This window comes from Pseudomonas sp. Cab53 (assembly GCF_018325965.1).
In the GTDB taxonomy this organism is placed as follows: Bacteria; Pseudomonadota; Gammaproteobacteria; order Pseudomonadales; family Pseudomonadaceae; genus Aquipseudomonas; species Aquipseudomonas chlororaphis_E.
In genome coordinates, this window is record NZ_AP021902.1 from 263,832 (window position 1) to 286,916 (window position 23,085).

Annotated in this window: 19 protein-coding genes; 3 read left to right on the forward strand and 16 right to left on the reverse strand. The window is 63.0% G+C overall.

Annotated features, from left to right (window positions below; genetic code table 11):
• Positions 1-84 precede the first annotated feature (84 nt).
• The 8 genes from KI241_RS01110 to KI241_RS01145 all read right to left on the reverse strand — a co-directional run bounded on the left by KI241_RS01110 (position 85) and on the right by KI241_RS01145 (position 8,964).
• Positions 85-1,443 (reverse strand): LLM class flavin-dependent oxidoreductase, encoded by a 1,359-nt coding sequence (locus KI241_RS01110; RefSeq protein WP_212803256.1) that lies wholly within the window; start codon positions 1,441-1,443, stop codon positions 85-87.
• Positions 1,443-2,636, reverse strand: coding sequence for an SfnB family sulfur acquisition oxidoreductase (locus KI241_RS01115; RefSeq protein WP_047736218.1), 1,194 nt, complete (start codon positions 2,634-2,636; stop codon positions 1,443-1,445). The genes KI241_RS01110 and KI241_RS01115 overlap by 1 nt, the downstream gene beginning before the upstream one ends.
• A 24-nt stretch (positions 2,637-2,660) precedes the next feature.
• A complete protein-coding gene (locus KI241_RS01120; RefSeq protein ID WP_123578511.1) occupies positions 2,661-3,902 on the reverse strand; it encodes an SfnB family sulfur acquisition oxidoreductase in 1,242 nt (413 codons plus the stop codon).
• Between the two features lie 331 nt (positions 3,903-4,233).
• Positions 4,234-5,004: a hypothetical protein gene (locus tag KI241_RS01125; protein WP_042731574.1), complete on the reverse strand. Its 771-nt coding sequence runs from the start codon at positions 5,002-5,004 to the stop codon at positions 4,234-4,236.
• Between the two features lie 493 nt (positions 5,005-5,497).
• A complete protein-coding gene (gene tcyN / locus KI241_RS01130) occupies positions 5,498-6,259 on the reverse strand; it encodes an L-cystine ABC transporter ATP-binding protein TcyN (protein ID WP_042731573.1) in 762 nt (253 codons plus the stop codon).
• Positions 6,260-6,262: 3 nt separating this feature from the next.
• Positions 6,263-6,928, reverse strand: coding sequence for a cystine ABC transporter permease (tcyL, locus tag KI241_RS01135; protein WP_042731572.1), 666 nt, complete (start codon positions 6,926-6,928; stop codon positions 6,263-6,265).
• A complete protein-coding gene (gene tcyJ, locus KI241_RS01140; protein WP_003196665.1) occupies positions 6,928-7,728 on the reverse strand; it encodes a cystine ABC transporter substrate-binding protein in 801 nt (266 codons plus the stop codon). Before tcyJ ends, tcyL begins: the two co-directional genes overlap by 1 nt.
• A gap of 243 nt (positions 7,729-7,971) precedes the next feature.
• The gene (locus tag KI241_RS01145; protein ID WP_042731571.1) at positions 7,972-8,964 is read right to left on the reverse strand and encodes a D-cysteine desulfhydrase; all 993 of its coding nucleotides are present in this window, start codon (positions 8,962-8,964) and stop codon (positions 7,972-7,974) included.
• 350 nt (positions 8,965-9,314) lie between these two features.
• Here KI241_RS01145 and betT point away from each other — a divergent pair, with 350 nt between their 5' ends.
• The gene (gene betT / locus KI241_RS01150; RefSeq protein WP_185057646.1) at positions 9,315-11,276 is read left to right on the forward strand and encodes a choline transporter BetT; all 1,962 of its coding nucleotides are present in this window, start codon (positions 9,315-9,317) and stop codon (positions 11,274-11,276) included.
• 141 nt (positions 11,277-11,417) lie between these two features.
• Here betT and KI241_RS01155 read toward each other — a convergent pair whose 3' ends face one another.
• A complete protein-coding gene (locus KI241_RS01155) occupies positions 11,418-12,158 on the reverse strand; it encodes an SDR family oxidoreductase (protein WP_042731569.1) in 741 nt (246 codons plus the stop codon).
• A gap of 123 nt (positions 12,159-12,281) precedes the next feature.
• On the opposite strand from KI241_RS01155, the gene KI241_RS01160 reads away from it, so the two are divergent.
• On the forward strand, positions 12,282-13,172 hold the full coding sequence (locus tag KI241_RS01160) for a LysR family transcriptional regulator (RefSeq protein WP_212803257.1): 891 nt from the start codon (positions 12,282-12,284) through the stop codon (positions 13,170-13,172).
• Between the two features lie 170 nt (positions 13,173-13,342).
• On the forward strand, positions 13,343-14,380 hold the full coding sequence (gene mgrA / locus KI241_RS01165) for an L-glyceraldehyde 3-phosphate reductase (RefSeq protein WP_042732959.1): 1,038 nt from the start codon (positions 13,343-13,345) through the stop codon (positions 14,378-14,380).
• A 59-nt stretch (positions 14,381-14,439) separates the two neighbouring features.
• Here the strand turns inward: mgrA and tauD are convergent, their stop codons facing one another.
• The 7 genes from tauD to KI241_RS01200 all read right to left on the reverse strand — a co-directional run bounded on the left by tauD (position 14,440) and on the right by KI241_RS01200 (position 22,830).
• A complete protein-coding gene (gene tauD / locus KI241_RS01170) occupies positions 14,440-15,282 on the reverse strand; it encodes a taurine dioxygenase (protein ID WP_042732960.1) in 843 nt (280 codons plus the stop codon).
• A gap of 49 nt (positions 15,283-15,331) precedes the next feature.
• Positions 15,332-16,171: a taurine ABC transporter permease TauC gene (gene tauC / locus KI241_RS01175; RefSeq protein ID WP_212803258.1), complete on the reverse strand. Its 840-nt coding sequence runs from the start codon at positions 16,169-16,171 to the stop codon at positions 15,332-15,334.
• Entirely contained in the window at positions 16,168-16,962 is a 795-nt protein-coding gene (gene tauB, locus KI241_RS01180; protein ID WP_042732974.1) for a taurine ABC transporter ATP-binding subunit, read from the reverse strand. Before tauB ends, tauC begins: the two co-directional genes overlap by 4 nt.
• Positions 16,963-16,983: 21 nt before the next feature.
• A complete protein-coding gene (gene tauA / locus KI241_RS01185; protein WP_123578513.1) occupies positions 16,984-17,961 on the reverse strand; it encodes a taurine ABC transporter substrate-binding protein in 978 nt (325 codons plus the stop codon).
• Positions 17,962-18,266: 305 nt separating this feature from the next.
• A complete protein-coding gene (gene gshA, locus KI241_RS01190; protein ID WP_042729417.1) occupies positions 18,267-19,850 on the reverse strand; it encodes a glutamate--cysteine ligase in 1,584 nt (527 codons plus the stop codon).
• A 272-nt stretch (positions 19,851-20,122) separates the two neighbouring features.
• Positions 20,123-20,506 (reverse strand): PaaI family thioesterase, encoded by a 384-nt coding sequence (locus tag KI241_RS01195; RefSeq protein ID WP_212803259.1) that lies wholly within the window; start codon positions 20,504-20,506, stop codon positions 20,123-20,125.
• Positions 20,506-22,830 carry a Tex family protein gene (locus KI241_RS01200; RefSeq protein WP_212803260.1) on the reverse strand — a complete coding sequence of 775 codons (2,325 nt, stop codon included), beginning with the start codon at positions 22,828-22,830 and terminating at the stop codon, positions 20,506-20,508. The genes KI241_RS01195 and KI241_RS01200 overlap by 1 nt, the downstream gene beginning before the upstream one ends.
• Positions 22,831-23,085: the final 255 nt, after the last annotated feature.

Consider the following 23,085-nt stretch of genomic DNA (forward strand, 5'->3'; position numbering starts at 1 on the left):
ACTCCATCAGCCCGGGTGTACCGCGGCGTCAGATTCAAGGACCGCTGCGCGGCCCAACGGGGATAAATCCCCTCGCCACAGGGGTCAGTATCGGTAGGTCGAACCAGTGTGTTGTTCGGGTAAATGAGCCGCTGCGCGAAACAGCTTTTCGCGCAGGGTGCCCTGGTCGTATTCGGTCTTGTACGCACCGCGCTTCTGCAGTTCGGGGATCACCAGGTCGATGAAGTCCGCGTAGCTCTGGGGTGTCACGATGCGGGTCAGGTTGAAGCCATCGAGGCCGGTTTCGGCGATCCACGACTCCAACTCGTCGGCCACCTGCTCGGGCGAGCCGACCACGGTGATGTAGCGCCCGCCCAAAGCGTGCTGTTCGAGCAATTTGCGGCGCGTCCAGTCGTTGTTCTGCAGGGTCTTGGTCGCAGACTGGATGGCGTTGCTTTTCACGTACTGGATCGGCTCGTCCAAGTCGTACTCGGAAAAATCGATCCCTGTGGACGCGGAAAAGTGCGCCACCCCGGCCTCGGCGCTGGCGTAGCTCAGATACTCGGCATGCTTGGCCCAGGCGGCGGCTTCGGTTTCGCCGACGATCACGTTCAGGCCCATGAACACCTTGATGTCGCCTGGGTTGCGTCCGGCCTCGACAGCGCTGGCGCGGACCTTGTCCACCTGGCGCTTGGTCGCCGGTTTGTTCTGGCCGCTGATGAACACGCATTCGGCATGCCGCCCGGCAAACTGTAGGCCACGCTCCGAACTGCCGGCCTGGAACAGCACCGGTGTGCGCTGGGGCGACGGTTCGCAGAGGTGATAACCCTCGACCTGGTAGAACTCGCCGTGGTGCCGGACCTTGTGCACCTTCTCCGGTTGCGCGTAGATCCGCTGCTCGCGGTCGTTGAGCACTGCATCGTCTTCCCAACTGCCCTCCCACAGTTTGTAGAGCACTTGCAGGTATTCGTCGGCCTGGTCGTAGCGCCGGTCATGTTCGACCTGCGCGCTCAAGCCCATGGCCTTGGCGGCGCTGTCCAGGTAGCCGGTGACGATGTTCCAACCCACCCGGCCGCGACTCAGGTGGTCGAGGGTGCTCATGCGCCGGGCGAACAGGTACGGTGGTTCGTAGGTCAGGTTCGCGGTGAGGCCGAAGCCCAGGTGCCGGGTGACGGCGGCCATCGCCGAGACCAGCAGCAGCGGGTCGTTGACCGGCAACTGGATCGACTCTTTCAGCGTGACGTCCACCGACTGCTGGTAGACGTCATAGACGCCGACGATATCGGCGATGAACAACCCGTCGAAGAGCCCGCGCTCAAGCAACCGCGCCAGGTCGGTCCAGTATTCCAGGGTGTTGTACTGGGTCGAGGTGTCTTGGGGATGGGTCCACAGGCCATGGTTGATGTGCCCGATGCAGTTCATGTTGAACGCATTGAGCAGGATCTTTTTCTTGCCGGCCGCCATCAGATCGTCCCCCGCAATGGCGGCTTCTCGTCGTTGAGATAGAAGTTGCCCACCGCGTGGTACTTCCAGCGCACCGGGTCGTGCAGGGTATGCACGCGGGCATTGCGCCAGTGACGATCGAGGCCGTGTTCGGCGAGTGTCGCCTGGCTGCCGGCCAGTTCGAACAGGGTGCTGCCGGTGGCCAGGGAAATATCGGTGCTGATGGCGCGCGCTTCGGCCACGGCGATCGAGGCAGCGGCGACGGTGTCGGCGTCAGGGGCGGCCTGGGCCTGGTCGAGAAACTCGCCGGCCCGCTCCAGCAGGGCTTCGGCGGCGTGCAGGCGCACGCTCAATTGGCCGAAGCGCTTGAGGGTGAGCGGGTCTTCGGTGGCGACGTCGCTGGTGGCGTCGATCCAGGGCCGGGTCTTGCTGCGGACGAACTGCAGGGCGTCTTCATAGGCCGCGCGAGCAATGCCGGTGTCGATGGCGGCGTGGAGAATCTGCGCCAGCGGCCCCACCGGGGTCGGGCGCTCGAAGGCGCTCTGGAACGGTACGATGTCTTCGGCGCCGACGTAAACGTCTTCGAACACCACCGAGCCGCTGCCGGTGGTGCGCTGGCCGAAGCCGCTCCAGTCGTCGATCACCGTCAGACCCTTGCTGTCGCGAGGCACGAACGCCAGTTGCTGCACACCGTTTTCATCCACCACCGAGGTGGGAATGCGCTGGGCGTAGAGAGCCCCGGTGGCGTAGAACTTGCGGCCGTTGATGCGATACCCCGCGCCGTCACGGCGCAGTTGGGTGGTGCGGTCGTGGGCGGTCTTGGTGCCCAACTCGGCCAGCGCGTTGCCAAAGCGCTGGCCGGCCAGCACCTCGGCGTACAACCGTTGTTTCTGCGCCTCGCTGCCGTTTACCCGCAGCACTTCCAAGGCGTAGTAATGGTTTTGCGGAATCTGTCCGAGAGAGCCGTCGGCCTGGGCGATCAGCGCAATGACCTTGGCCAGGGTGACATTGGAAACCCCGGCGCCGCCGTAGGCCTTCGGTACGCTGATGCCCCACAGGCCGGAACGGGAGAAGGCGTCCAGCTCCGGGTGCGGCAGGCGGCGCTCACGGTCGCGCAGGGCGCTGTCGCGCTTGAAGTCATCGGCCAGGTCGCTGGCCACGATCAGGGCTTGTTCATCGCTGGTGATCACCGCGACGTGTTGGGAAAGCGTCATGTGCTGCTCCAGAAAATCGGCGGGTCAGATCCAGGAATGCCGGGCCGGCAGGGTGCCGTTCAACCGGTAGGCGCCGATGGCGTGGTACTTCCAGCGCACCGGATCGTGCAGGGTATGGACGCGTGCGTTGCGCCAGTGGCGGTCGAGGTTGAACTCGGCCAGGGTGGCGCGGCTGCCGGCCAGTTCGAAGAGTTTTTCGCTGGCTTGCAGGGCGATCTCGGTGGTCAAGGCCTTGGCCTCGGCCACGACGATCGAGGCGTGGGCGGCCGATTGCGCGGTGATGGGGGCGGCCGTGACCTGGTCCAGTACCCGTCCGGCCTTGCGCAGCAGTGCTTCGGCCGCGTGCAATTCGATCTTCAGTTTGCCGATGTCGGCGATCACGTAGAGGTCGTCGCTGGCGCGCTCGACCTTGGCATCGATCCAGGGCCGGGCCCGCTCGCGAACGAAGGCGATGGCATCGTCGATGGCGCCCCGGGCGATTCCCGCATCGATCGCGGCCTGGATCAGCTGCGAAATCGCGCCCTGGACGTTCGGCACGTCGTTGATGCGCCAGTTGTCCAGGACGAGTTCGGCATCGACCCGCACATTGTTCAGCAGTACCGTGCCGCTGGCGGTCGTACGCTGGCCAAAGCCCGACCAGTCGTCGACGATGCGCAGGCCCGGTGTGCCGCGCCGTACGAACGCCAGCACCTGCCGGCCTTGGTCATTCAGCGCCTTGACCGCCACCCAATGGGCAAACAGCGCGCCGGTCGAATAGAACTTCTGGCCATTGATGACGTAGTCGTCGCCGTCGGCGGTGATCCGTGCCTTGAGTTCAAGGGTATTGCGAACGCCACGTTCCGGCCCGGCGTTACCGATGCGCGCGCCTTCGAGCACGCTTTGCAGCAGTATCTGTTTTTGCCGTTCGGTGCCCGTGCCGAGAATCAGCTGGAGCACGCCGAACTGGTTTTGTGGAATCTGCCCCAAGGCCGGGTCCGCAGCGGAGATGATCGCGAACACCTCGGCGAGGGTGACGAAGGATACCTGTGGGCCGCCGTATGCCCGGGGGATGGCGATGCTGCCCAGGCCACTGCGGGTGAACTGTTCGATTTCCGACCATGGCAGCTTGCGCTGCTGATCGCGGCGCGCGGCCTGCTGGCGGGCGACTTGCGCCAGTTCATGAGCGGCTTTGATCGCTTCGGCATCGTTGCGCAGCACTTGGGCGGGCAGCAACAGCGGGGCGATGTCCAGGTCGCTGTGGACGTTTGCCTGGGCCAGATCCGACATTACAGCCACTCCGTGGCTGCAGGCAGTGCCTTGGCGCACTGCGCTGGGGTGTTTGTGTTCCGTACCATACCCACCTCACCTGTGAAGAAAAAATCAGGAAATGTCCGGTGGTCCGGTGTATATACCCTAAACGCGTATAAATAATTTTCAAACTAACTTTTGGGAATATAAATAGAGAGATTTTTCCAGCGGGCTGTTGTGGCGAGGGGATTCATCCCCGATGGGGCACGGAGCGGCCCTGAAGTTTTGGGGCCGCTTCGCCCGAGACATCGGACCGTCCCAGCGGGAGCAAGCTCCCTCGCCACGGATAGATCCATTACCCGCGTATTTCTCAACGTATTTCGCGGCTGGGCTCGGCAGCCATGAGCGCCTCTCTCGGCGGGGTTTTCAGGTAGGGATTGGCGCAACCGATCTTCAGTGTCCGTGGTGGCGCCCATTGGGAGTTGTTGCCCACTCGGTCGAGGATGCAGTAGCTCACTTCCAGGCGCAGGTCCTCGCCGGCTTCCAGGATGAGCTGCGGCGGCACCCAGACATTGATCGGCTGGCCGACCTCGTTCGGCTTGATCCGCGGCAGGTCCATGCGTACGTCGCCCCAGCGCAGGGTGATCGCGTCGTCGGGGGCCATGTTCAGGTAGGGTTCGATTGTCAACGGCACGCCGCGTTTGATCTGGCTAGGGTTGACGCCCTTGCGGCGGATGGTCTCGGGGATACGCACCGGCGCCAGGCCCTGGTTTTCATCGCCGCTCAGGGCTGACGGCTGGCCGCCGGGGCAGTCGAGCTTCACCTGTATCCGGCGCGTGGCCGACAGCGCCGGCCCGCGCCCGACCTGCATCACCCGGTAGTGCAGGCACGCGGTGCCGTTGACGATGAAACTCTCCGGCACTCGCAGCGTGACGCTGCTTTGCACGTCCTCCGGCGACAGCAGGCGCGAGCCGACGTAGCAGTTGTCCCAGAACAGTTCGATCAGGTCGCCGGCGTCCATGCCGGGGTAGGGGGCTATGGCGACCTCCAGGCGGGCGGCGCTGGTGATATTGATGCCGGCGGGGTGGGCATTGGCCAGGGTCGGTGCGGCCAGCCCGGGAAGATTCGACGTACAGGTCATGGTGTTCTCCTTGATGCTTAAAACGAAGTCCGTTTCGGGAAGATCAAAGGCGCTTGTGTTCGCGACATACTTTTATGGGCGCAGTCATTGAAGTTAATGACGGTTAATCGCCGTGCAGAATTAAAAAAAGTGTGCCTCGCCTGTGAGACAGGGCACTAGATAAGGGTTCATCAGTTTCAGTGTCAATAGAGGCACTTGCCTAATAAAACATTCAGTCAGGCTTCAGAATGTTCCTACGAACTGAAGTTAGGAATGCTCCACGGAAAATGCACTTTTCCTCGGTTTGTCGTGTTATGAGGCCTGAATGTCGGGGGCTGCGGGTTTCAATGATTGGCAACGGACCGAAAGGGAATATGTCACTGGGATGGGGCTGAGCGTCGCGGTGAATCCGCGTGAAAGTTGCAAGTTGTATCGGGTTAATACATTCAGAGACGGTGTGTAATTGTGCGGTTGTCACACTTCCTTCCCTGGAAGTGTGGAGAGGATGATTAACTTAGTGGCTGTCGTGTCCGGCGGAAAGGAACTTGCTGAGGAACTGCCGAGTGCGTTCTTCCCGGGGCGCTGCAAACAAGGCCTTGGCTTCGCCTTGCTCGACGATGACGCCCTTGTCGAAAAACACCACGCGGTTCGCCACGTCGCGGGCAAAACCCATTTCGTGGGTCACGATGACCATGGTGCGTTTTTCTTCGGCCAGGCCGCGAATGGTCGCCAGTACCTCACCCACCAGTTCCGGATCGAGGGCCGAGGTCGGCTCGTCGAACAGGATGACCGCAGGCTCCATCGCCAGCGCCCGGGCAATCGCCACGCGCTGCTGCTGGCCGCCAGACAGGCGCCGTGGGTAGGCGTCTTCCTTGCCGGCCAGGCCGACCTTGGCCAAAAGCTTGCGCCCCAGGGCCTCGGCGTCGGCCCGGGGTGTTTTCTTCACCACGATCGGACCTTCGGTGACGTTTTCCAGGGCGGTACGATGAGGGAAGAGGTTGAAGTTCTGGAACACGAAACCCACCTGCTGGCGCAAACGGCGCACCAGGCCTTGCTGCTGGTTCAGCGGGCGGCTGCCATCGATTTCGATGTCGCCGACCTTGATCCGGCCGCTGCTGGGCTCCTCGAGGAAGTTCAGGCAACGCAGGAAGGTGGTCTTGCCCGAGCCGCTGGGGCCGATGATCGCCACCACTTCGCCTTCTTCGATCTTCAGGTCGATGCCGTTGAGCACCACCTGACCCTTGAACTGCTTCGTCAGTTTTTCCACGACAATCATGGGTCAGGACTCCTGGTCATGCCGATTGACCCGGGCTTCCAGGACGTTCTGCAAGTGCGCGAGCACGCTCGCCAGAATCCAGTAGATCAGCGCGGCGGCAAGGTACATGGTGAAGATTTCGAAGGTTCGCGCGGTAATCAACTGCGCCTGGCGGAACAGCTCCGGCACCTGAATGGTCGCCGCCAGCGCGGTGTCCTTGACCAGGGAAATGAAGCTGTTGCCCAGCGGCGGCAGGGCCGTGCGCGCGGCTTGCGGCAGGATGGCCCGGCGCAGGGTCTGCGCGCGGGTCATGCCGATACTTGCCGCGGCTTCCCACTGGCCGCGCTCGATGGAGCTGATGGCGGCCCGCAGGATTTCACACGCATAGGCCGCCATGTTCAGCGAGAAGCCGATCAGGGCCGCCGGCAGTGGGTCCAGCTCGACGCCCAGTTGCGGCAATCCGTAATAGATCACGAACAACTGCACCAGCAACGGCGTGCCGCGAAAGAACGACACGTAGATGCGGGCGATCCAGCTCACCAGTTTGACGTGCGACAGGCGCATGAGCGCCAGGCCGAAGCCCAGCAGCAAACCGAAGAACATGCCACCCAGGCTGAGGAAGATCGTGTAGTACGCGCCCTTGAGCAGGAAGGGCGCGGAATCCAGTGCGAGTTGAAGAGCTGCTTCCATTATTGGGTAACGTCAGCGCTGAAGTATTTCTCCGAGAGCTTCTTCAGCGTACCGTCGGCGCGCAGTTTTTCGATGGCCTTGTTCACGGCCGCCAACAGCTCAGGCTCGCCTTTGCGCAGGGCAATGCCGGACTCCTGGCGCGAAAAGGCCTCGCTGGTGACGGTGGTGTCCTTGGCTTTCTTGGCGTATTCCAGCGCGGCCAGGCGGTCGATCAGGATGGTGTCGATACGGCCGACACGCAGGTCCTGGAACTTGGTGGGGTCGTCATCGTAGGTCTTGACCTGGGCGCCCGGCACTTCTGCCTTGACCCATTGCTCGTAGTTGGTGCCCAGGCCCACGCCGACTTTCTTGCCGTCCAGGTCCGCAGCCTTCTTGATGTTCAGCTCGTCGGCTTTCTTGGTCAGCACCAGTGCCTGGATCCCGGAAACGGTGTACGGCTCGGAGAAGTCGTATTTTTTCTTGCGCTCCTCGGAGATGGTCACCTGGTTGACCACGGCGTCCAGACGCTTGGATTCCAGCGCCGCGAGGATACCGGCCCATGGGGTGGTCTGCAGCTTGACCTTCACGCCCAGCTCCTTGGCCAGGGCTTCGGAGAACTCCACTTCGAAGCCGGTCAGCTTGCCGCTGTCATCGACGAAGCTGAACGGTGGGTAGGTGCCTTCCAGGCCAATCTTGATTTCACCGGCATCCTTGATTTTCTGCAGTTGCTCACCGGCAACCGCTTGCCCCAACAGGCCGGCGCTCAATGCCAGGCCCAGCGAACCTACCAACAGGTTGCGACGTAGTGCGGAAAAATTCATGACAAGCCCCTGTGTTTTCTTATGAAGACATCGATCTGGATGGGAAAGGCGTAGACGCGATCCGAAAAGATTGCCACATCCTGCCCTAAAAGCAGCCCGGACGTCTCGCGGCAAATACGCCTGCGGCGGGACTATAGGGCGGCCCTGTTAGATTGGAAAATAATATTAAATTAAACAAATATATCTATTTGGAATGAGCTCCTGTGGGAGCAAGCTTGCTCCCACAACGGATCTTCAATAACCCTAAAATGCCCCGTCATAGGCAAACAACGCCGGGGCGCCGCCGGTGTGCAGGAACAGGATCGGACCTTCGTCGAAGCGGTCGCGACCGATGCCGTCGAGCAGGCCGGCCATGGCCTTGCCCGTGTAGACCGGATCGAGCAGCAGGCCTTCGAGGCTCGCCAGCAACTTGACCGCCGCCAGTGTCCCGGCGTTGGGCTCGCCGTAGCGGGGGGCGAAGTACTCGTCCCACAGGTTCACCTTGAAGGCCTGCGCAAGCGCCACGCCCAGCAGTTCGGCGGTGCGCTCGGCCAGGCCCTGGACTTTCGGGAACTGGTCTTCCTCGCTGCGCGAAACCGTTACGCCAATGACCGGCAGCCGGGGCAGTGCCTCGCTCAACGCCAGCGCCAGGCCGCTGTGGGTGCCGGCACTGCCCGAGGCCAGTACGACGGCGGCGAAATCGAGCCCGGTGTCGTTGATCTGCCCGGCCAGCTCCAGGCCTGCACGGACATAGCCCAGCGCGCCCAAGGCGTTCGAACCGCCAATCGGCACCAGGTAAGGTTTTTTCCCGTTGCTGCGCAGGCGAGCGGCGAGGGCCTGCAGTTGCTCATCAGCGTTGTCCAGGTTGGCGACCAGCTCGACCTTGGCGTCGAACAATTCCAGCAACAGCCGGTTGCCGTTGCCCAGGTAATTGCTGTCCTCGGTGCCGATCGGGTTTTCCAGCAACGCCACGCAACCCAGGCCCAGTTTCGCGGCCAGGGCGGCGGTCTGGCGCACGTGGTTGGATTGGATCGCGCCGGCGGTGATCAGGGTGTCGGCGCCTTGGGCGATGGCATCGGCCGCCAGGTATTCGAGCTTGCGCAGTTTGTTGCCACCCAGTGCCAGGGGTGTCAGGTCGTCGCGCTTGATATAGACGTCGCGACCGAGCCAAGCGGAGAGACGCTCGAGTTTTTCCAGCGGTGTGGGGTGGCCGAGTAGTTCAAGGCGGTTAAAGCGGGCCAACTGTTGTTTGATCATTGCGCCGTACTGATTGCAGGAGATGCCTGGACTATAGGCATACCGATATTCAGGGGCAATCGCCAATCTGCCCGGTGTGTTGTTCGGGAGCGCTGAACGAATGTAGGTCAATCAGCGTCATACCCTCCCGTAGGCTAGTGTAGGAAACGTGCCGTCGGGCCGTGCGATTAGTCCCTAGCACCCTATTCATGTTTAACTTGAACGTTCATTCAAGTTAAACCGTCGGTTTGCTGCCCGCTCACAACAGGAGGCTTGCCTTTGCCGAGTCCGTTTTCGACCTTCGCTTTTTCGCCCTGCGGGACGCTCCGCCCATGAGCGCCTCGTCCCCTCCTTCCAGCGGCCTGGTCCGCGTGAATCCGCCGGTCTTTTACTTCGCCGCGACCGTCATCCTGCTGTTCGGCCTGGTAGTGATTACCCTGCCCGAGCAGGCCGGCGCCTGGTTGCTGGCGGCGCAGAACTGGGCGGCCAATACGGTCGGCTGGTACTACATGCTGGCGATGACCCTGTACCTGATCTTCGTGGTGGTGACGGCCTTGTCCGGCTACGGCAAGATCAAGCTCGGTGCCGATCACGACGAGCCGGAGTTCAGCTACCTGTCCTGGGCCGGCATGCTGTTCGCCGCCGGGATCAGCATCACACTGTTTTTCTTCTGCGTCTCCGAGCCGCTGACCCATCTGGTACAGCCGCCCCAAGGGGAAGCGGGCACCGCGGATGCGGCGCGCCAGGCCATGCAGATCCTCTTCCTGCACTGGGGTCTGCACGGCTGGGGCGTGTTCGCTTTCGTCGGCATGGCCCTGGCGTACTTCGCCTACCGACACAACTTGCCGCTGGCCCTGCGCTCAGCGCTGTACCCGCTGATCGGCAAACGCATCAACGGCCCCATCGGCTACGCCGTGGACGGCTTCGGCATCATCGCCACGGTGTTCGGCCTCGGCGCGGACATGGGCTTCGGTGTACTGCACCTCAACTCCGGTCTGGATTACCTGTTCGGCATTGCCCACACCCAGTGGATCCAGGTCGGCCTGATCGTGTTGATGATGGGCGCGGCGATCCTCGTGGCGGTGGCCGGCGTCGACAAGGGCGTGCGGGTCATGTCCGACATCAACATGCTGCTGGCCTGTGCGTTGCTGCTGTTCGTCCTGTTCGCCGGCCCGACCCAGCACCTGCTCAATACCCTCATCCAGAACCTGGGGGACTACCTCGGCGCCTTGCCGATGAAGAGTTTCGACCTCTATGCCTACAACAAACCCAGCGACTGGCTGGGCGGCTGGACGGTGTTCTATTGGGCCTGGTGGATCGCCTGGTCGCCGTTCGTGGGGTTGTTCATTGCGCGGATTTCCCGCGGCCGCACCATTCGCGAATTCGTGTTTGGCGTGCTGCTGATTCCCCTGGGCTTCACCCTGGCGTGGATGTCGATTTTCGGCAACAGCGCCATCGACCAGGTGTTGAACCACGGCATGAGTGCCTTGGGCATGTCTGCTCTGGAAAACCCGTCGATGAGCCTTTACCTGCTGCTGCAAACCTACCCCTGGAGCAAGACGGTGATCGCCGTCACCGTGTTCATCAGCTTCGTGTTCTTCGTCACGTCCGCCGACTCCGGCACCGTGGTGCTGTCGACCTTGTCGGCCAAGGGCGGCAGCCCCGACGAAGACGGGCCGAAATGGCTGCGGGTGTTCTGGGGCGCGATGACGGCGCTGGTGACCAGTGCGTTGCTGTTTTCCGGCAGCATCGATGCCCTGAAGTCGGCGGTGGTGCTCACGTCCTTGCCGTTCTCGATGATCCTGCTGTTGATGATGTGGGGGCTGCATAAGGCGTTCTACCTGGAGTCCCAGAAGCAGATCGCGCAGTTGTATTCCCTGGCGCCGGTGTCGGGCGCACGCCGGGGCAAGGGTGGTTGGCGCCAGCGCTTGAGCCAGGCGGTGCACTTCCCGTCTCGGGACGAGGTGTACCGCTTCCTCGACAGCACGGTGCGGCCGGCCGTCGAGGAAGTGAAGGCGGTGTTCGCCGAAAAAGGCCTGGCGGTCGTAACACAGCCAGACCCGGCCAACGACAGTGTCAGCCTGGAAATCGGCCACGGCGAGCAGCATCCGTTCATCTACCAGGTGCAGATGCGTGGCTACTTCACGCCGTCTTTTGCCCGCGGTGGCATGGGGTCCAAGGAGCTCAACAACCGTCGCTACTACCGCGCCGAGGTGCATTTAAGTGAAGGCAGTCAGGATTACGATCTGGTGGGCTACACCAAGGAGCAGGTGATCAACGACATCCTCGACCAGTACGAGCGGCACATGCAGTTTTTGCATTTGGTGCGTTGATCGTCTTCGTGGGGGTGTATCGTGGGATTGCTGTTTTTTGTGGGAGCGGGCTTGCCCGCGAAGGCGGCCTGACAGCCAACCTGACTCTCGCGGTAGCCCCCAATCCAGCGGGTGATCGCGCCTGCCCGCGAAGGCGGTGGCTCAGACCAGTCCGCCGTTGGCCCGCAGGATCTGCCCATTCACCCAAGCGGCAGCCGGGCTTACCAGGAAGGCGATGATGTGGGCGATGTCCTCCGGCTGGCCGAGGCGTTCCAGGGGCGGCATCTTGGCGAAGTTCTGGATCTGTTCTTCGCTCTTGCCGTGCAGGAACAGTTCGGTCGCGACCGGCCCGGGGGCCACGGCATTGACTGTGATCTGGCGGCCGCGCAGTTCTTTGGCAAACACCTGGGTCAAGGATTCCACCGCAGCCTTGCTGGCGATGTACACCGAGTAGCCGGGCAGGTTCAGGCCCACGGTGCTGCTGGAGAAGTTCACGATCCGCCCACCGTCGTTCAGGCGCGTCGCGGCTTCGCGCAGGGTGTTGAAGGTGCCACGGGTGTTGATGGCGAAGGTCTGCTCGAACAGCTCGTCGCTGTGCTCCACGAGGGGCATTACCTTGAGAATGCCGGCGTTGTTGATCAACACATCGACCTTGCCCAACTGCGCTTCGGCTTCATCGAACATCCGACGCACATCGCTGGCCGAAGACACGTCGGCCTTGATCGCTATGGCTCGGTGACCGGCCTGGCGCAATTGCACCACCAGCTTCGAGGCTTCGGTGGCGCTGCTGGCGAAATTGATCGCCACGGCAAAGCCTTCGCGCGCCAACTGCTTGGCGATTTCGGCGCCGATGCCACGCGAGGCACCGGTGACAATGGCAACTTTGGAGGTTTGGGTCGTCATGGTGAGGTCCTTTGAAGTGGAGGTGCGTTAGGGTGACGCCAGACTCACATGTTTACTCCGGGCGATAAATATTCGAGAGTTGCCTTGGCTGTTCAATAATCACCAACAATCAGGGCATGTGGAATGGACCAGGTCAAGGCAATGAAAGTGTTCGTGCGCATCTACGAACGCAGCAGCTTCACCCTGGCGGCCGAAGACTTGAACCTGCCGCGTGCAACGTTGACCCACACCCTCAATCAATTCGAAGCCTGGCTCGGCGTGCGCTTACTGGAGCGCAGCACCCGCAAGGTGCGGCCGACCCTCGACGGCGAAGCCTACTACCCGCGTTGCGTGCACTTGCTGGCGGAACTCGAAGAGGCCGAGCTGGCGTTTCGCAGCGTAGCGCCCAAGGGACGCCTGCGCGTCGACATGCACGGCACCCTGGCCCGACACTTCGTGATCCCGGCATTGCCGCAGTTCATGGCGCGCTACCCGGACATCGAACTGTCCATCAGCGAGGCCGACCGCTACGTCGACCTGATCGCCGAGGGCGTCGATTGCGTGGTGCGCGCCGGCACGCTGGGGGACTCTTCGTTGATCGGCCGACGCGTCGCCAACCTGCGGCAGATCACCTGTGCCAGCCCCGCCTACCTGCGCCAGTACGGTGAACCGAAGACCCTCGCCGACCTGCATCACCACCGGGCGGTGAACTACGTCTCGCGGACCACGGCCAAGCTGTACCCCTTTGAGTTCATGGTCGATGGCGAGCTCGAGGAAGTCGCCATTGAAGGCGCGCTCTCGGTATTTGGCGCCGAAATCTACGCCGCCTCGGCCATCGCCGGCCTTGGCCTGATCCAATGCCCACAGTACCGGATGCAGACGCAGATCCAGCAAGGCCTGATCCAGGAAGTCCTCCCTGCCACCCCACCACCGCCCATGCCGGTCTCGGTGCTCTACCCGCACAACCGCCACCTGTCGCCACGGGTTCGGGTGTTTGTGGATTGGTTGGCGCAGGTGTTCGAAGCGGCTTGCTAGTGCTCACGGCCAGCATTGTAGGAGCGCGCCTGCTCGCGAACGGGTTCAAAAACTGACATCGTGAGCACATCAGCTTCTGGATTCAATGTACGAACTTTCCACCTGAACGGCGCGTCTGTGAAGTGTCAGCTTCGCCATCCGCCCCCGCCGTTCGCACAAGAGAGCTTTCCATGACCTACACCGCTGCCGAAAACCGCTACGAGTCCATTCCCTACCGCCGCGTCGGTCGCAGCGGGTTGGTGCTGCCGGCGCTGTCGCTGGGGTTGTGGCACAACTTTGGCGACAGTACGCCGATCGACACCCAGCGCTCGCTGCTGCGCACGGCGTTCGACCTGGGCATCAACCACTTCGACCTGGCGAACAACTATGGCCCTCCTTACGGCAGTGCCGAGATCAACTTTGGCCGGTTGTTGCGTGAAGACTTCAAGCACTATCGCGATGAGTTGATCATCTCCAGCAAGGCCGGCTGGGACATGTGGCCCGGCCCGTATGGCCAGGGCGGCGGGTCGCGCAAATATGTGCTGGCCAGCCTGGACCAGAGCCTGCAACGCCTGGGGCTGGACTACGTCGACATCTTTTATTCCCACCGTTTCGACGCCGATACGCCCCTGGAAGAGACCGCCAGCGCATTGGCCACCGCGGTGACGCAGGGCAAGGCGTTGTACGTCGGCATTTCTTCGTATTCCGGAGTGAAGACCCGGGAAATGGCGGCGTTGCTCAAGGAGTGGAAGGTGCCGTTGCTGATCCACCAACCGGCCTACAACCTGCTTAACCGCTGGGTGGAAAAAGACCTGCTGGACGCCACCGAGGCACTGGGGACGGGCGTGATCGCGTTTACGCCGCTGGCCCAGGGCCTGTTGACCGACAAGTACCTCAAGGGCATCCCGGCCGATGCGCGGGTCAACCGTCCCGGCGGCGGTTCGTTGCAGGCTTCGCACTTGTCGCCGCAGAACATCGCCCACGTGCGCGCCCTCAATGAGATCGCCCAGCAGCGGGGTCAGAGCCTGGCCCAGATGGCCTTGGCCTGGACCCTGCGTGATCCGCGGGTCACCTCCGCCCTGATCGGCGCCAGCCGTCCCGAGCAGATCATCGAGAACGTCGGAGCGTTGAAGAACCTGGCGTTCAGTGCCGAGGAACTGGCACAAATCGACCAGTTTGCCCTGGAGGGCGGGATCAATCTCTGGGAGAAACCGTCGACGGCGGAGTAACGCCCAGCGGTTACGCGATACCCGTGGCGAGGGCGCTGGCGCCCTCGCCACGGGTGACCTCACTTGAAGAACGGCACGTCCCCCAGCACCGTTGCCCGGTGCATCACCCGCCGCGCAGGGCGGTAGTCGTCTACGGCGAAATGCTGGGTCACGCGGTTGTCCCAGAACGCCACGTCATTGGCCTGCCAGCGCCAGCGCACGGTGAACTCGGGGCGGGTCGCGTGGGCGAACAGCAATTTCAGGATCACCTCGCTTTCGGTTTCCGACAGCTCGTTGATGCGGGTGGTGAAACCTTCATTGACGAACAGCGAGCGCCGCCCGCTCACCGGATGGGTGCGGATCACCGGATGAGACAGCGGCGGGTTTTTCCGGCGTGCCTGTTCCCAGCGCGCCAGGTCTTCGGCGGTGTTGCCGAAGCGCTCCAAGGGGAAGGAACGGGTGAAATCGTGGGTTGCGGTCAGGCCTTCCAGTAGGCGTTTGATGGGCGTCGACAAGGCCTCGTAAGCCGCGATGCCGCTGGCCCACAATGTGTCGCCACCGAACGCCGGCAAGGACTTGGCACTGAGCACCGCGCCCAGGGCCGGCGTTGGCAGGAAGGTCACGTCGGTGTGCCACACGGCGTTGTCGCGAACATCGGTGACGGCCGTGTCGAGCACCAGCACCTCGGGTTGCTCCGGCACGTTGGGGTAGATCGGATGAATATGCAGGTCGCCAAAATACGCGGCGAAACGCGCCTGTTGTTGCGGCTCGATCGGCTGGTCGCGGAAAAACAGCACCTGATGCTCCAGCAGGGCCTGCTCGATGAGCTCGCGGTGTTCCGGGGTCAATGGCTGGCTGATATCGATCCCGTCAATCTGCGCGCCGAGGGCGATGCTCAAGGGAGTAATGGTCGGACGGCTCATCGGTAGATTCTCGAATTCGGGCGCCGAAGGGGCGGCGTGGTCGTTGGTTTCAGCGGGCCTGGCCGTGCCATGGCACCAGTTTGCGTTGCAGGGCGCGCAGGCTCAGCTCCATGGCGAAGGCGATCAGGGCGATGACCAGGATCCCCAGCACCACGACGTCGGTCACCAGGAACTGGGCCGCCGACTGCACCATGAACCCCAGGCCGCTGGTGGCGGCAATCAGTTCGGCAGCCACCAGCGTCGACCAGCCCACGCCCAGGCCGATACGAATACCGGTGAGGATGTCCGGCAGGGCGCTGGGCACGATGACATGGCGAATCAACTGGGCCCGCGTGGCCCCCAGCGACTGTGCGGCCCGCAGTTTGGCCGGGTCGACGGTGCGCACGCCGGTGGCCGTGGCGATGGCAATCGGGGCGAAGATGGCCAGGTAGATCAGCAGCACTTTCGACAACTCGCCGATGCCACACCAGATCACGATCAGCGGCAGATAGGCCAACGGCGGGATCGGCCGGTAGAACTCGATCAACGGGTCCAGCACGCCACGGGCAACGCGGTTGGCACCGATGGCAATGCCCACCGGCACGGCCGTTAACACCGCGAACAACAGGCCCAGGCCGATTCGTCCGAGGCTGGCGCCCAGGTGCTGCCAAAGGGTCGCGTCCATGTAGCCACTGGTTGCCAGCAGCCAGCCTTTTTGCAGCACTGCGGACGGCGAGGGCAGGAACAACGGCTCGATCAGGCCGCTGGCGGTGATGCCCCACCAGGCGGCGAGCAACACGACCAGGGTCAAGCCGCTGATCCATCGGATACTCAGGTTGAACTTAGGGGCGATCGCCGGGCGCCTGGCTTCAGGCGTACGGATCGCCGCTGGCACTTCATAACTGCTCATGGGCGCTCCTGTGTTCGAGTGGCGCTGCGCTGAGAGAACACCCTGGCAAGCACATGCTCGCGGGTTTCGATAAAACGCGGGTCGGACTTGATCGACCGTGCCGACTCCCCGGCCCCGTAGCGCCGGCCGAAGTCCAGGCTGAGGCGTTCGACAACCTGGCCGGGGTCGGGCGCCAGCAGAATCAGGTCGGTGGCGAGGAACACCGCCTCCTCGATATCGTGGGTGATCAGGAACACGGGCTTGGCAGTGCGTTGCCAGACTTGCAGCAGCAGCTCCTGCATCTGTTCGCGGGTGAAGGCGTCCAGCGCACCGAAGGGTTCGTCCATCAGCAGTACGCGTGGATCGGCCGCCAGTGCCCGGGCCAGGCCGACACGCTGCTTCTGGCCACCGGAGAGCTGCCAGACGCGGCGTTTCTCGAAACCGGCCAGGTCCACCAGGGCCAGCATTTCCCGGGCACGGGCTTCGCGCTTGTCCTTGGGGACGCCCGCCAGTTCCAGGCCGAAGCCGACGTTCGCCAGCACATCCTGCCAGGGCAGCAGGGCGTCGTCCTGGAACACCACGCCGCGCTCGGCCCCCGGCCCCAGGACCGGCACGCCGTCCAGGGTGATCTGCCCGGCACTGGGCTCGACGAACCCGGCGATCAGGTTAAGCAGCGAGGTCTTGCCGCTGCCGGACGGACCGAGGGCAACCAGCAATTGCCGTGGCCCCAGGGTCAGTGAAATATCCGCCAGCACGGGCGCCGGCGCGCCGGGGTACTGTGTGCTGATGCGCTCCAGCTGTAGCAAGGCCATCGCGGGGTCTCCCAAGGTTCTTCAGCGAGTGATGTACTGGGCGCTGACGTAAGGCGCGTAGTCCGGCAGCACGGCGTCGACCTTGCCTTGCTCCTTGAGGAACGCGGCGGTGTCGGTGATGGCCCGGGTGGTCGGCGCGCCGAGGCTCACGACCTGGTCGGCGGCCAGGGGAAAGACGTTGCCTTGCAGCAACAGCGGGATATCGCTGGCCTTGGCGCCGGAAAGTTTCACCAGCTTGTCGATGTTGGAGGCGTCGGCGATCCAGGCTTGTGGGTCCTTGCGGTACTGGGCGTAGGCATCCAGGGTGACCTTGGCGAAGGCCGTGACGATTTCAGGGTGCTTCTGGGCGAAATCCTTGCGCACGATCCAGGCGTCGAAGGTCGGCGCGCCGAACTGGGCGAGCTCCGCGGAGGTGATCAGCACCTTGCCGTTTTCCTTGGCCACGCCCAGGGCCGGGTCCCAGACGTAGGTGGCGTCGATGTCGCCGCGTTTCCAGGCGGCGATAATGGCTGGCGGCGCCAGGTTGAGTACGGTGACTTTCGACGGGTCGATGTTCCAGTGCTTCAACGCGGCCAACAGGCTGTAATGGCCGGTGGAAACGAACGGCACGGCGATTTTCTTGCCGATCAGGTCTTGTGGGGTCTTGATGCCGGAGCCGTCGCGGGCCACCAGCGCCTCGGCGGCACCGATCTGCGTGGCGATGAGGAACGTTTCCACCGGCACCTTGCGGGTGATGGCGGCGGTCAGCGGGCTGGAGCCGAGGTAACCGATCTGCACGTCGCCCGAGGCGATGGCGGTGATGACATCGGCGCCGTTGTCGAATTTGCGCCAGGCGATACTGGCCTGGGTGGCTTTTTCATAAGCGCCGTCGGCCTGGGCCACCTTGGCCGGATCGACGGTGGTCTGGTAGGCGACGGTCAGGTCGGCCGCCTGGGCAAACAGGCTGGTCGCGGCCAGCGTGGCGGCCGCGAGAAGGCGAAGGGAAACACGCAAAGTCATGGGAAAGCTCCTCAACAGGCCGCCGGATGTGTGGCGTGGGAGGAGACTAAATGATCTAAGAATTCAAAAATAAATAACTTTTTCGCATGAGCTTATCAGCGAAATTTTTTGCTCACTGGGTAGCTGGTGGCACCTGCGCCTTGTGGCGAGGGGATTTATCCCCGTTGGGTTGCGAAGCGACCCTAACAGATGACTGGCTGCGAAATCAGCTGAACAGGCACAGGGCTGCTTCGCAGCCCAACGGGGATAAATCCCCTCGCCACAACATCATTCCCAAATTAAGGGTGGGAATGATCAGGAAGTGATCAGTTGCTGATCGCCAGAATACTCGCCTGATAGGCGCCCACGAACACGTCGAAATCCCCCACTTCGTTCTGCTCCAGATCGGCTTGCTGGACCAGGGACTCGCGCGCGGCCGTTTCGAAGGCGGCCTGTTCCTGGGCAGGCAAAGGCTCGGCACGGAAGTATTGAGCGTGAGCCTTGCTTTGGCGCAGGGAGAACTCGGCGAAGCTTTCCTGATGTTCGGCCATGGCGGCCAGCACCCGGGCTGAAGGGGTCAAGGATGGATCACGGACTTTCGCCCGTTGCGCGTCCAGTGCCTGGCGATGCGCGTCGCCTCCCTGGCTCTGGTCAAGCAGCGCGGCCAGTGGAGCGATTTTTTCCAGCAGCTCCATGGCCCAGGCCTGCATGTCCACCGATTGGCCCCGGCGCTGCAACTGCAGGCCTGGCTTGCGGCCTTCCTTGACCACGGTCAGGAAGTTGCTCGTGGCGTTGCCGCATTCGTTGTTTTCCAGTTGCGGGCTGTCATTGAGGCCGCAATACAGCAGGAATGCATCGAGGAACCGCGCTTCGGTGAGGTCGATGCCCATCGGCAGGAAGGGGTTGATGTCCAGGCAGCGCACTTCGATGTACTGGATACCCCGCGCCATCAATGCCTGGATCGGGCGCTCGCCGGTGTAGGTCACGCGTTTGGGGCGGATGTTGGAGTAGTACTCGTTTTCGATCTGCAGGATGTTGGTGTTGAGTTGCACCCATTCGCCGTTCTGATGGGTGCCGACTTCGACGTAGGGCGCGTAGGGGGTCGCCACCGCTTTGCGCAGGCTGTCGGTATAGCTTGCCAGGTCGTTGTAACACGGCGTGAGGCCGGCCTGGGCGTTGCTCTGGTAACCCAGATCACTCATGCGCAGGCTGGTGGCGTAGGGCAGGTACAGGGTGTTCGGGTCCAGTTGTTCCAACTGATGCGGGCGGCCGCGCAGGAAGCCTGCGTCCAGGGCCGGCGAGGCGCCGAACAGGTACATCAGCAACCAACTGTAGCGGCGGAAGTTACGGATCAGCGCGATGTAGGCCGAGGACTGGAAGTCGCGGTCGCTCACGTCGGCGGCTTCGGTCTGCCGCAGCAGCGGCCAGAGTTTTTCCGGCAGGGAAAAGTTGTAATGGATCCCGGCAATGCATTGCATGGTCTTGCCGTAGCGCAGGGCCAGGCCCTTGCGGTAGACGTACTTGAGCCGACCGATATTCGAGGTGCCGTAGTAGGCGATCGGGATGTCCTCTTCCGCCGGCAACGGGCACGGCATCGAGGGGCTCCACAGGTACTCGTCGCCGAGCTTGCTGTAGGCGAACCGGTGGATCTTGTCGAGGCTGGCCAGGGTGTCGGCCGGGTTGGCCAATGCCGGGGTGATGAACTCCAGCAGCGACTCGGAATAGTCGGTGGTGATCTGTTCGTTGGTCAGCGCCGACCCCAACGCCTCGGGATGCGGGGTTTGGGCCAGGTGCCCGTTCTCCGTGACGCGCAGGCATTCACGCTCGATGCCATGCAGGCACTGTTCGAGCAGGGAGAGGTTGGCGCGCTCGCCAAGCAGGGCCAGGCGGCGGTTTAAAAGGTCGCTCAAGTTGAATTCCTTCACGCGTCAGTCGCCCCAATATGGGGGTGGGCAAGACGGTCTACAAGGGTGAAGTTAAAACTGGCGTTTTCGCCTGGTTTTTATGCTGTCATGGACTGATCACCGCAATGTCCTGTGGGAGCGAGCTTGCTCGCGATAGGGCAGTGTCAGTCAACACTCAGGTGACTGATCCGTCGCTATCGCGAGCAAGCTCGCTCCCACAAGGGGATTTCGTCGCCGCATTTGCAGCGCCGAAATTAACCCAAATCGATGACAGGGAGCTATAGCACAGCGAAGGTGCCTTGCGCTTTTGCGACCAACTTGTCGCCCTGGGTAACCTCGGCTTCGACCACCAGGGTGCGTCGCCCTGGATGGATGACCCGGGCGGTGCACATCACTTCGCCGTCGGAGACGGCGCGAATGTAGTTGATCTTGCACTCGATGGTCGCGCTCTGCTGGTCAAAGCCGTGAACACTGGAACAGGCCAGGCCCATGGCAATGTCCACCAGGCTGAACAGCGCGCCGCCGTGCAGTTTGCCGCCGCGATTGCGCAACGGCGGCTCAAGGTTCAGGGCGACATGCGACACGCCGTCCCCGAGGCTGTGCAGACGGCAGCCGAGCAGTTTGAAAAACCCGCTTTCCACCAACCCGGCCGGCACGTCCATCAGCGTTTCTTCAATTGCTTGGCGTTGGCGAACAGCGAGGCCATGGCGTTGTTCGCCGGGGCGGCCGTGGCGGTTTCCTTGCGCGGTGCGGTGTTCTGCGACTGGCGCGGCGCCGAGCCCGGACGCGCGCCACGGGCCCCATCGATTTTCTCGCCCGGGGTGTCGCTCATGCGCATCGACAGTCCGACGCGTTTGCGCGGGATGTCGACTTCCATGACTTTTACTTTTACCACGTCACCGGCTTTCACGGCCTCGCGCGGGTCCTTGATGAACTTCTCGGACAGGGCCGAGATGTGCACCAGGCCGTCCTGGTGCACGCCGATGTCGACGAAGGCGCCGAAGTTGGTGACGTTGGTCACCACGCCTTCGAGGATCATGCCCGGTTGCAGGTCCTTGAGGTCTTCGACGCCTTCCTGGAACTCGGCGGTCTTGAATTCAGGACGTGGGTCGCGGCCGGGTTTCTCCAGTTCCTGGAGGATGTCGGTCACGGTGGGCAGGCCGAAGGTCTCGTCGGTGAACTTCTTTGGATCCAGGCGCTTGAGGAACGCGGCGTCGCCGATCAGCGAGCGGATGTCGCGGTCGGTCTGCGCGGCGATCCGCTGCACCAGTGGATAGGCCTCGGGGTGAACCGCGGACGAGTCCAGCGGATTGTCACCGTTCATGACGCGCAGGAAGCCGGCGGCCTGTTCGAAGGTTTTTTCACCCAGGCGTGGGACTTTCTTCAATGCCGCGCGGGTCTTGAAGGCGCCGTGCTCGTCGCGGTGGGTAACGATGTTCTGCGCCAGGGTCGCGTTGAGCCCCGAGATACGTGCCAACAGCGCCACCGACGCGGTGTTCACGTCCACGCCCACGGCGTTCACGCAGTCTTCCACCACGGCGTCCAGGCCGCGGGCCAGTTTCAGCTGGGACACGTCGTGCTGGTACTGGCCGACACCGATGGATTTCGGATCGATCTTCACCAGTTCCGCCAGCGGGTCCTGCAGGCGCCGGGCAATGGACACCGCGCCACGGATCGACACGTCCAGGTCGGGGAATTCCTTGGAGGCCAGCTCCGATGCCGAGTAAACCGATGCGCCAGCCTCGGAGACCATGACCTTGGTCATTTTCATCGCCGGGTACTTCTTGATCAGTTCGGCGGCCAGCTTGTCGGTCTCGCGGCTGGCGGTGCCGTTGCCGATGGCGATCAGGTCCACCGAATGCTTGGCACACAGCGCGGCCAGCACGGCCAGGGTCTGATCCCACTTGTTGTGTGGCACGTGGGGGTAGACGGTGGTGTGGTCCAGCAGCTTGCCGGTGGAGTCCACCACGGCCACCTTACAACCGGTGCGCAGGCCCGGGTCCAGGCCCAGGGTGGCGCGCGGGCCGGCCGGGGCGGCCAGCAGCAGGTCGTGCAAGTTGTGGGCGAATACGTTGATCGCCTCGGTTTCGGCGTTGTCGCGCAGTTCACCCAGCAGGTCGGTTTCCAGGTGGGTGTAGAGCTTGACCTTCCAGGTCCAGCGCACCACTTCGGCCAGCCATTTGTCGGCGGCGCGGTTCTGGTTCTGGATGCCGAACTGCTGGCCGATCATGCCTTCGCACGGGTGCATGGTGCCGGGCAGCTCATCGCCGACTTTCAGCGCGGAGCTGAGGATACCTTCGTTGCGGCCTCGGAAAATCGCCAGGGCACGGTGCGAAGGCACGCTCTTGAGAGGCTCGTCGTGTTCGAAGTAATCGCGGAACTTCGCGCCTTCCTCTTCCTTGCCGGCGATCACGCGGGCGCTGAGGATGGCTTCCTGCTTGAGGAAGTTGCGCAGTTTTTCCAGCAGGTTGGCGTCTTCGGCGAAGCGCTCCATGAGGATGTACTTCGCGCCTTCCAGCGCGGCCTTGACGTCGGCCACGCCTTTTTCGGAGTTGACGAAACGCGCCGCTTCGGTTTCCGGCGCCAGGGTCGGGTCGTTGAACAGGCCATCGGCCAGCTCGCCGAGGCCGGCTTCCAGGGCGATCTGGCCCTTGGTGCGGCGCTTCTGCTTGTAGGGCAGGTACAAGTCTTCGAGGCGGGTCTTGGTGTCGGCCAGCTTGATGTCGCGTTCGAGCTGCGGGGTCAGCTTGCCTTGTTCCTGGATGCTGGCCAGGATGCTGACGCGCCGCTCGTCGAGTTCGCGCAGGTAGCGCAGGCGCTCTTCCAGATGACGTAACTGGGTGTCATCGAGGCTGCCGGTGACTTCTTTTCGGTAACGGGCGATGAAAGGCACCGTGGAGCCCTCATCGAGTAGCGCGACGGCCGCTTCGACCTGTTGCGGGCGGACGCCGAGTTCCTCGGCGATGCGGCTGTTGATGCTGTCCATAAAACCACCTGACAAATGTGTGAAATCAGGCTCGCCACCACAGAGGTCGGGCTTGGCGAGACTGGTTGAGCGGGCGGGTGCGCGCCGCTGCCTGGGTCAAAAGGCTGCCTGTTGACCCGCGAAATTCAAAAAGTGCTGCCTGAGCCAGGGAAAAAATGAGTCGCCAGGCCATGATCCGGCCTGTCCTGGCACAAAAGGGCCGCGCATTATAACCAGCGTTCCGGGCTTGGGGGTGCGTCATGGTCTGTAGGCTTG

Bases quoted from the DNA above. Each gene is read 5' to 3' on its own strand.
- KI241_RS01155 (WP_042731569.1), bottom strand. From the start codon at position 12,158: ATGACGACCCAAACCTCCAAAGTTGCCATTGTCACCGGTGCCTCGCGT.
- KI241_RS01200 (WP_212803260.1), bottom strand. From the start codon at position 22,830: ATGGACAGCATCAACAGCCGCATCGCCGAGGAACTCGGCGTCCGCCCG.
- tcyJ (WP_003196665.1), bottom strand. From the start codon at position 7,728: ATGAATTTTTCCGCACTACGTCGCAACCTGTTGGTAGGTTCGCTGGGC.
- KI241_RS01195 (WP_212803259.1), bottom strand. From the start codon at position 20,506: ATGGACGTGCCGGCCGGGTTGGTGGAAAGCGGGTTTTTCAAACTGCTC.
- tauA (WP_123578513.1), bottom strand. From the start codon at position 17,961: ATGACTTTGCGTGTTTCCCTTCGCCTTCTCGCGGCCGCCACGCTGGCC.
- KI241_RS01115 (WP_047736218.1), bottom strand. From the start codon at position 2,636: ATGACGCTTTCCCAACACGTCGCGGTGATCACCAGCGATGAACAAGCC.
- KI241_RS01110 (WP_212803256.1), bottom strand. From the start codon at position 1,443: ATGGCGGCCGGCAAGAAAAAGATCCTGCTCAATGCGTTCAACATGAAC.
- tcyN (WP_042731573.1), bottom strand. From the start codon at position 6,259: ATGATTGTCGTGGAAAAACTGACGAAGCAGTTCAAGGGTCAGGTGGTG.
- tauB (WP_042732974.1), bottom strand. From the start codon at position 16,962: ATGGCCTTGCTACAGCTGGAGCGCATCAGCACACAGTACCCCGGCGCG.
- KI241_RS01125 (WP_042731574.1), bottom strand. From the start codon at position 5,004: ATGACCTGTACGTCGAATCTTCCCGGGCTGGCCGCACCGACCCTGGCC.
- tauD (WP_042732960.1), bottom strand. From the start codon at position 15,282: ATGAGCCGTCCGACCATTACTCCCTTGAGCATCGCCCTCGGCGCGCAG.
- tauC (WP_212803258.1), bottom strand. From the start codon at position 16,171: ATGAGCAGTTATGAAGTGCCAGCGGCGATCCGTACGCCTGAAGCCAGG.
- KI241_RS01160 (WP_212803257.1), top strand. From the start codon at position 12,282: ATGGACCAGGTCAAGGCAATGAAAGTGTTCGTGCGCATCTACGAACGC.
- KI241_RS01145 (WP_042731571.1), bottom strand. From the start codon at position 8,964: ATGATCAAACAACAGTTGGCCCGCTTTAACCGCCTTGAACTACTCGGC.
- tcyL (WP_042731572.1), bottom strand. From the start codon at position 6,928: ATGGAAGCAGCTCTTCAACTCGCACTGGATTCCGCGCCCTTCCTGCTC.
- KI241_RS01120 (WP_123578511.1), bottom strand. From the start codon at position 3,902: ATGTCGGATCTGGCCCAGGCAAACGTCCACAGCGACCTGGACATCGCC.
- mgrA (WP_042732959.1), top strand. From the start codon at position 13,343: ATGACCTACACCGCTGCCGAAAACCGCTACGAGTCCATTCCCTACCGC.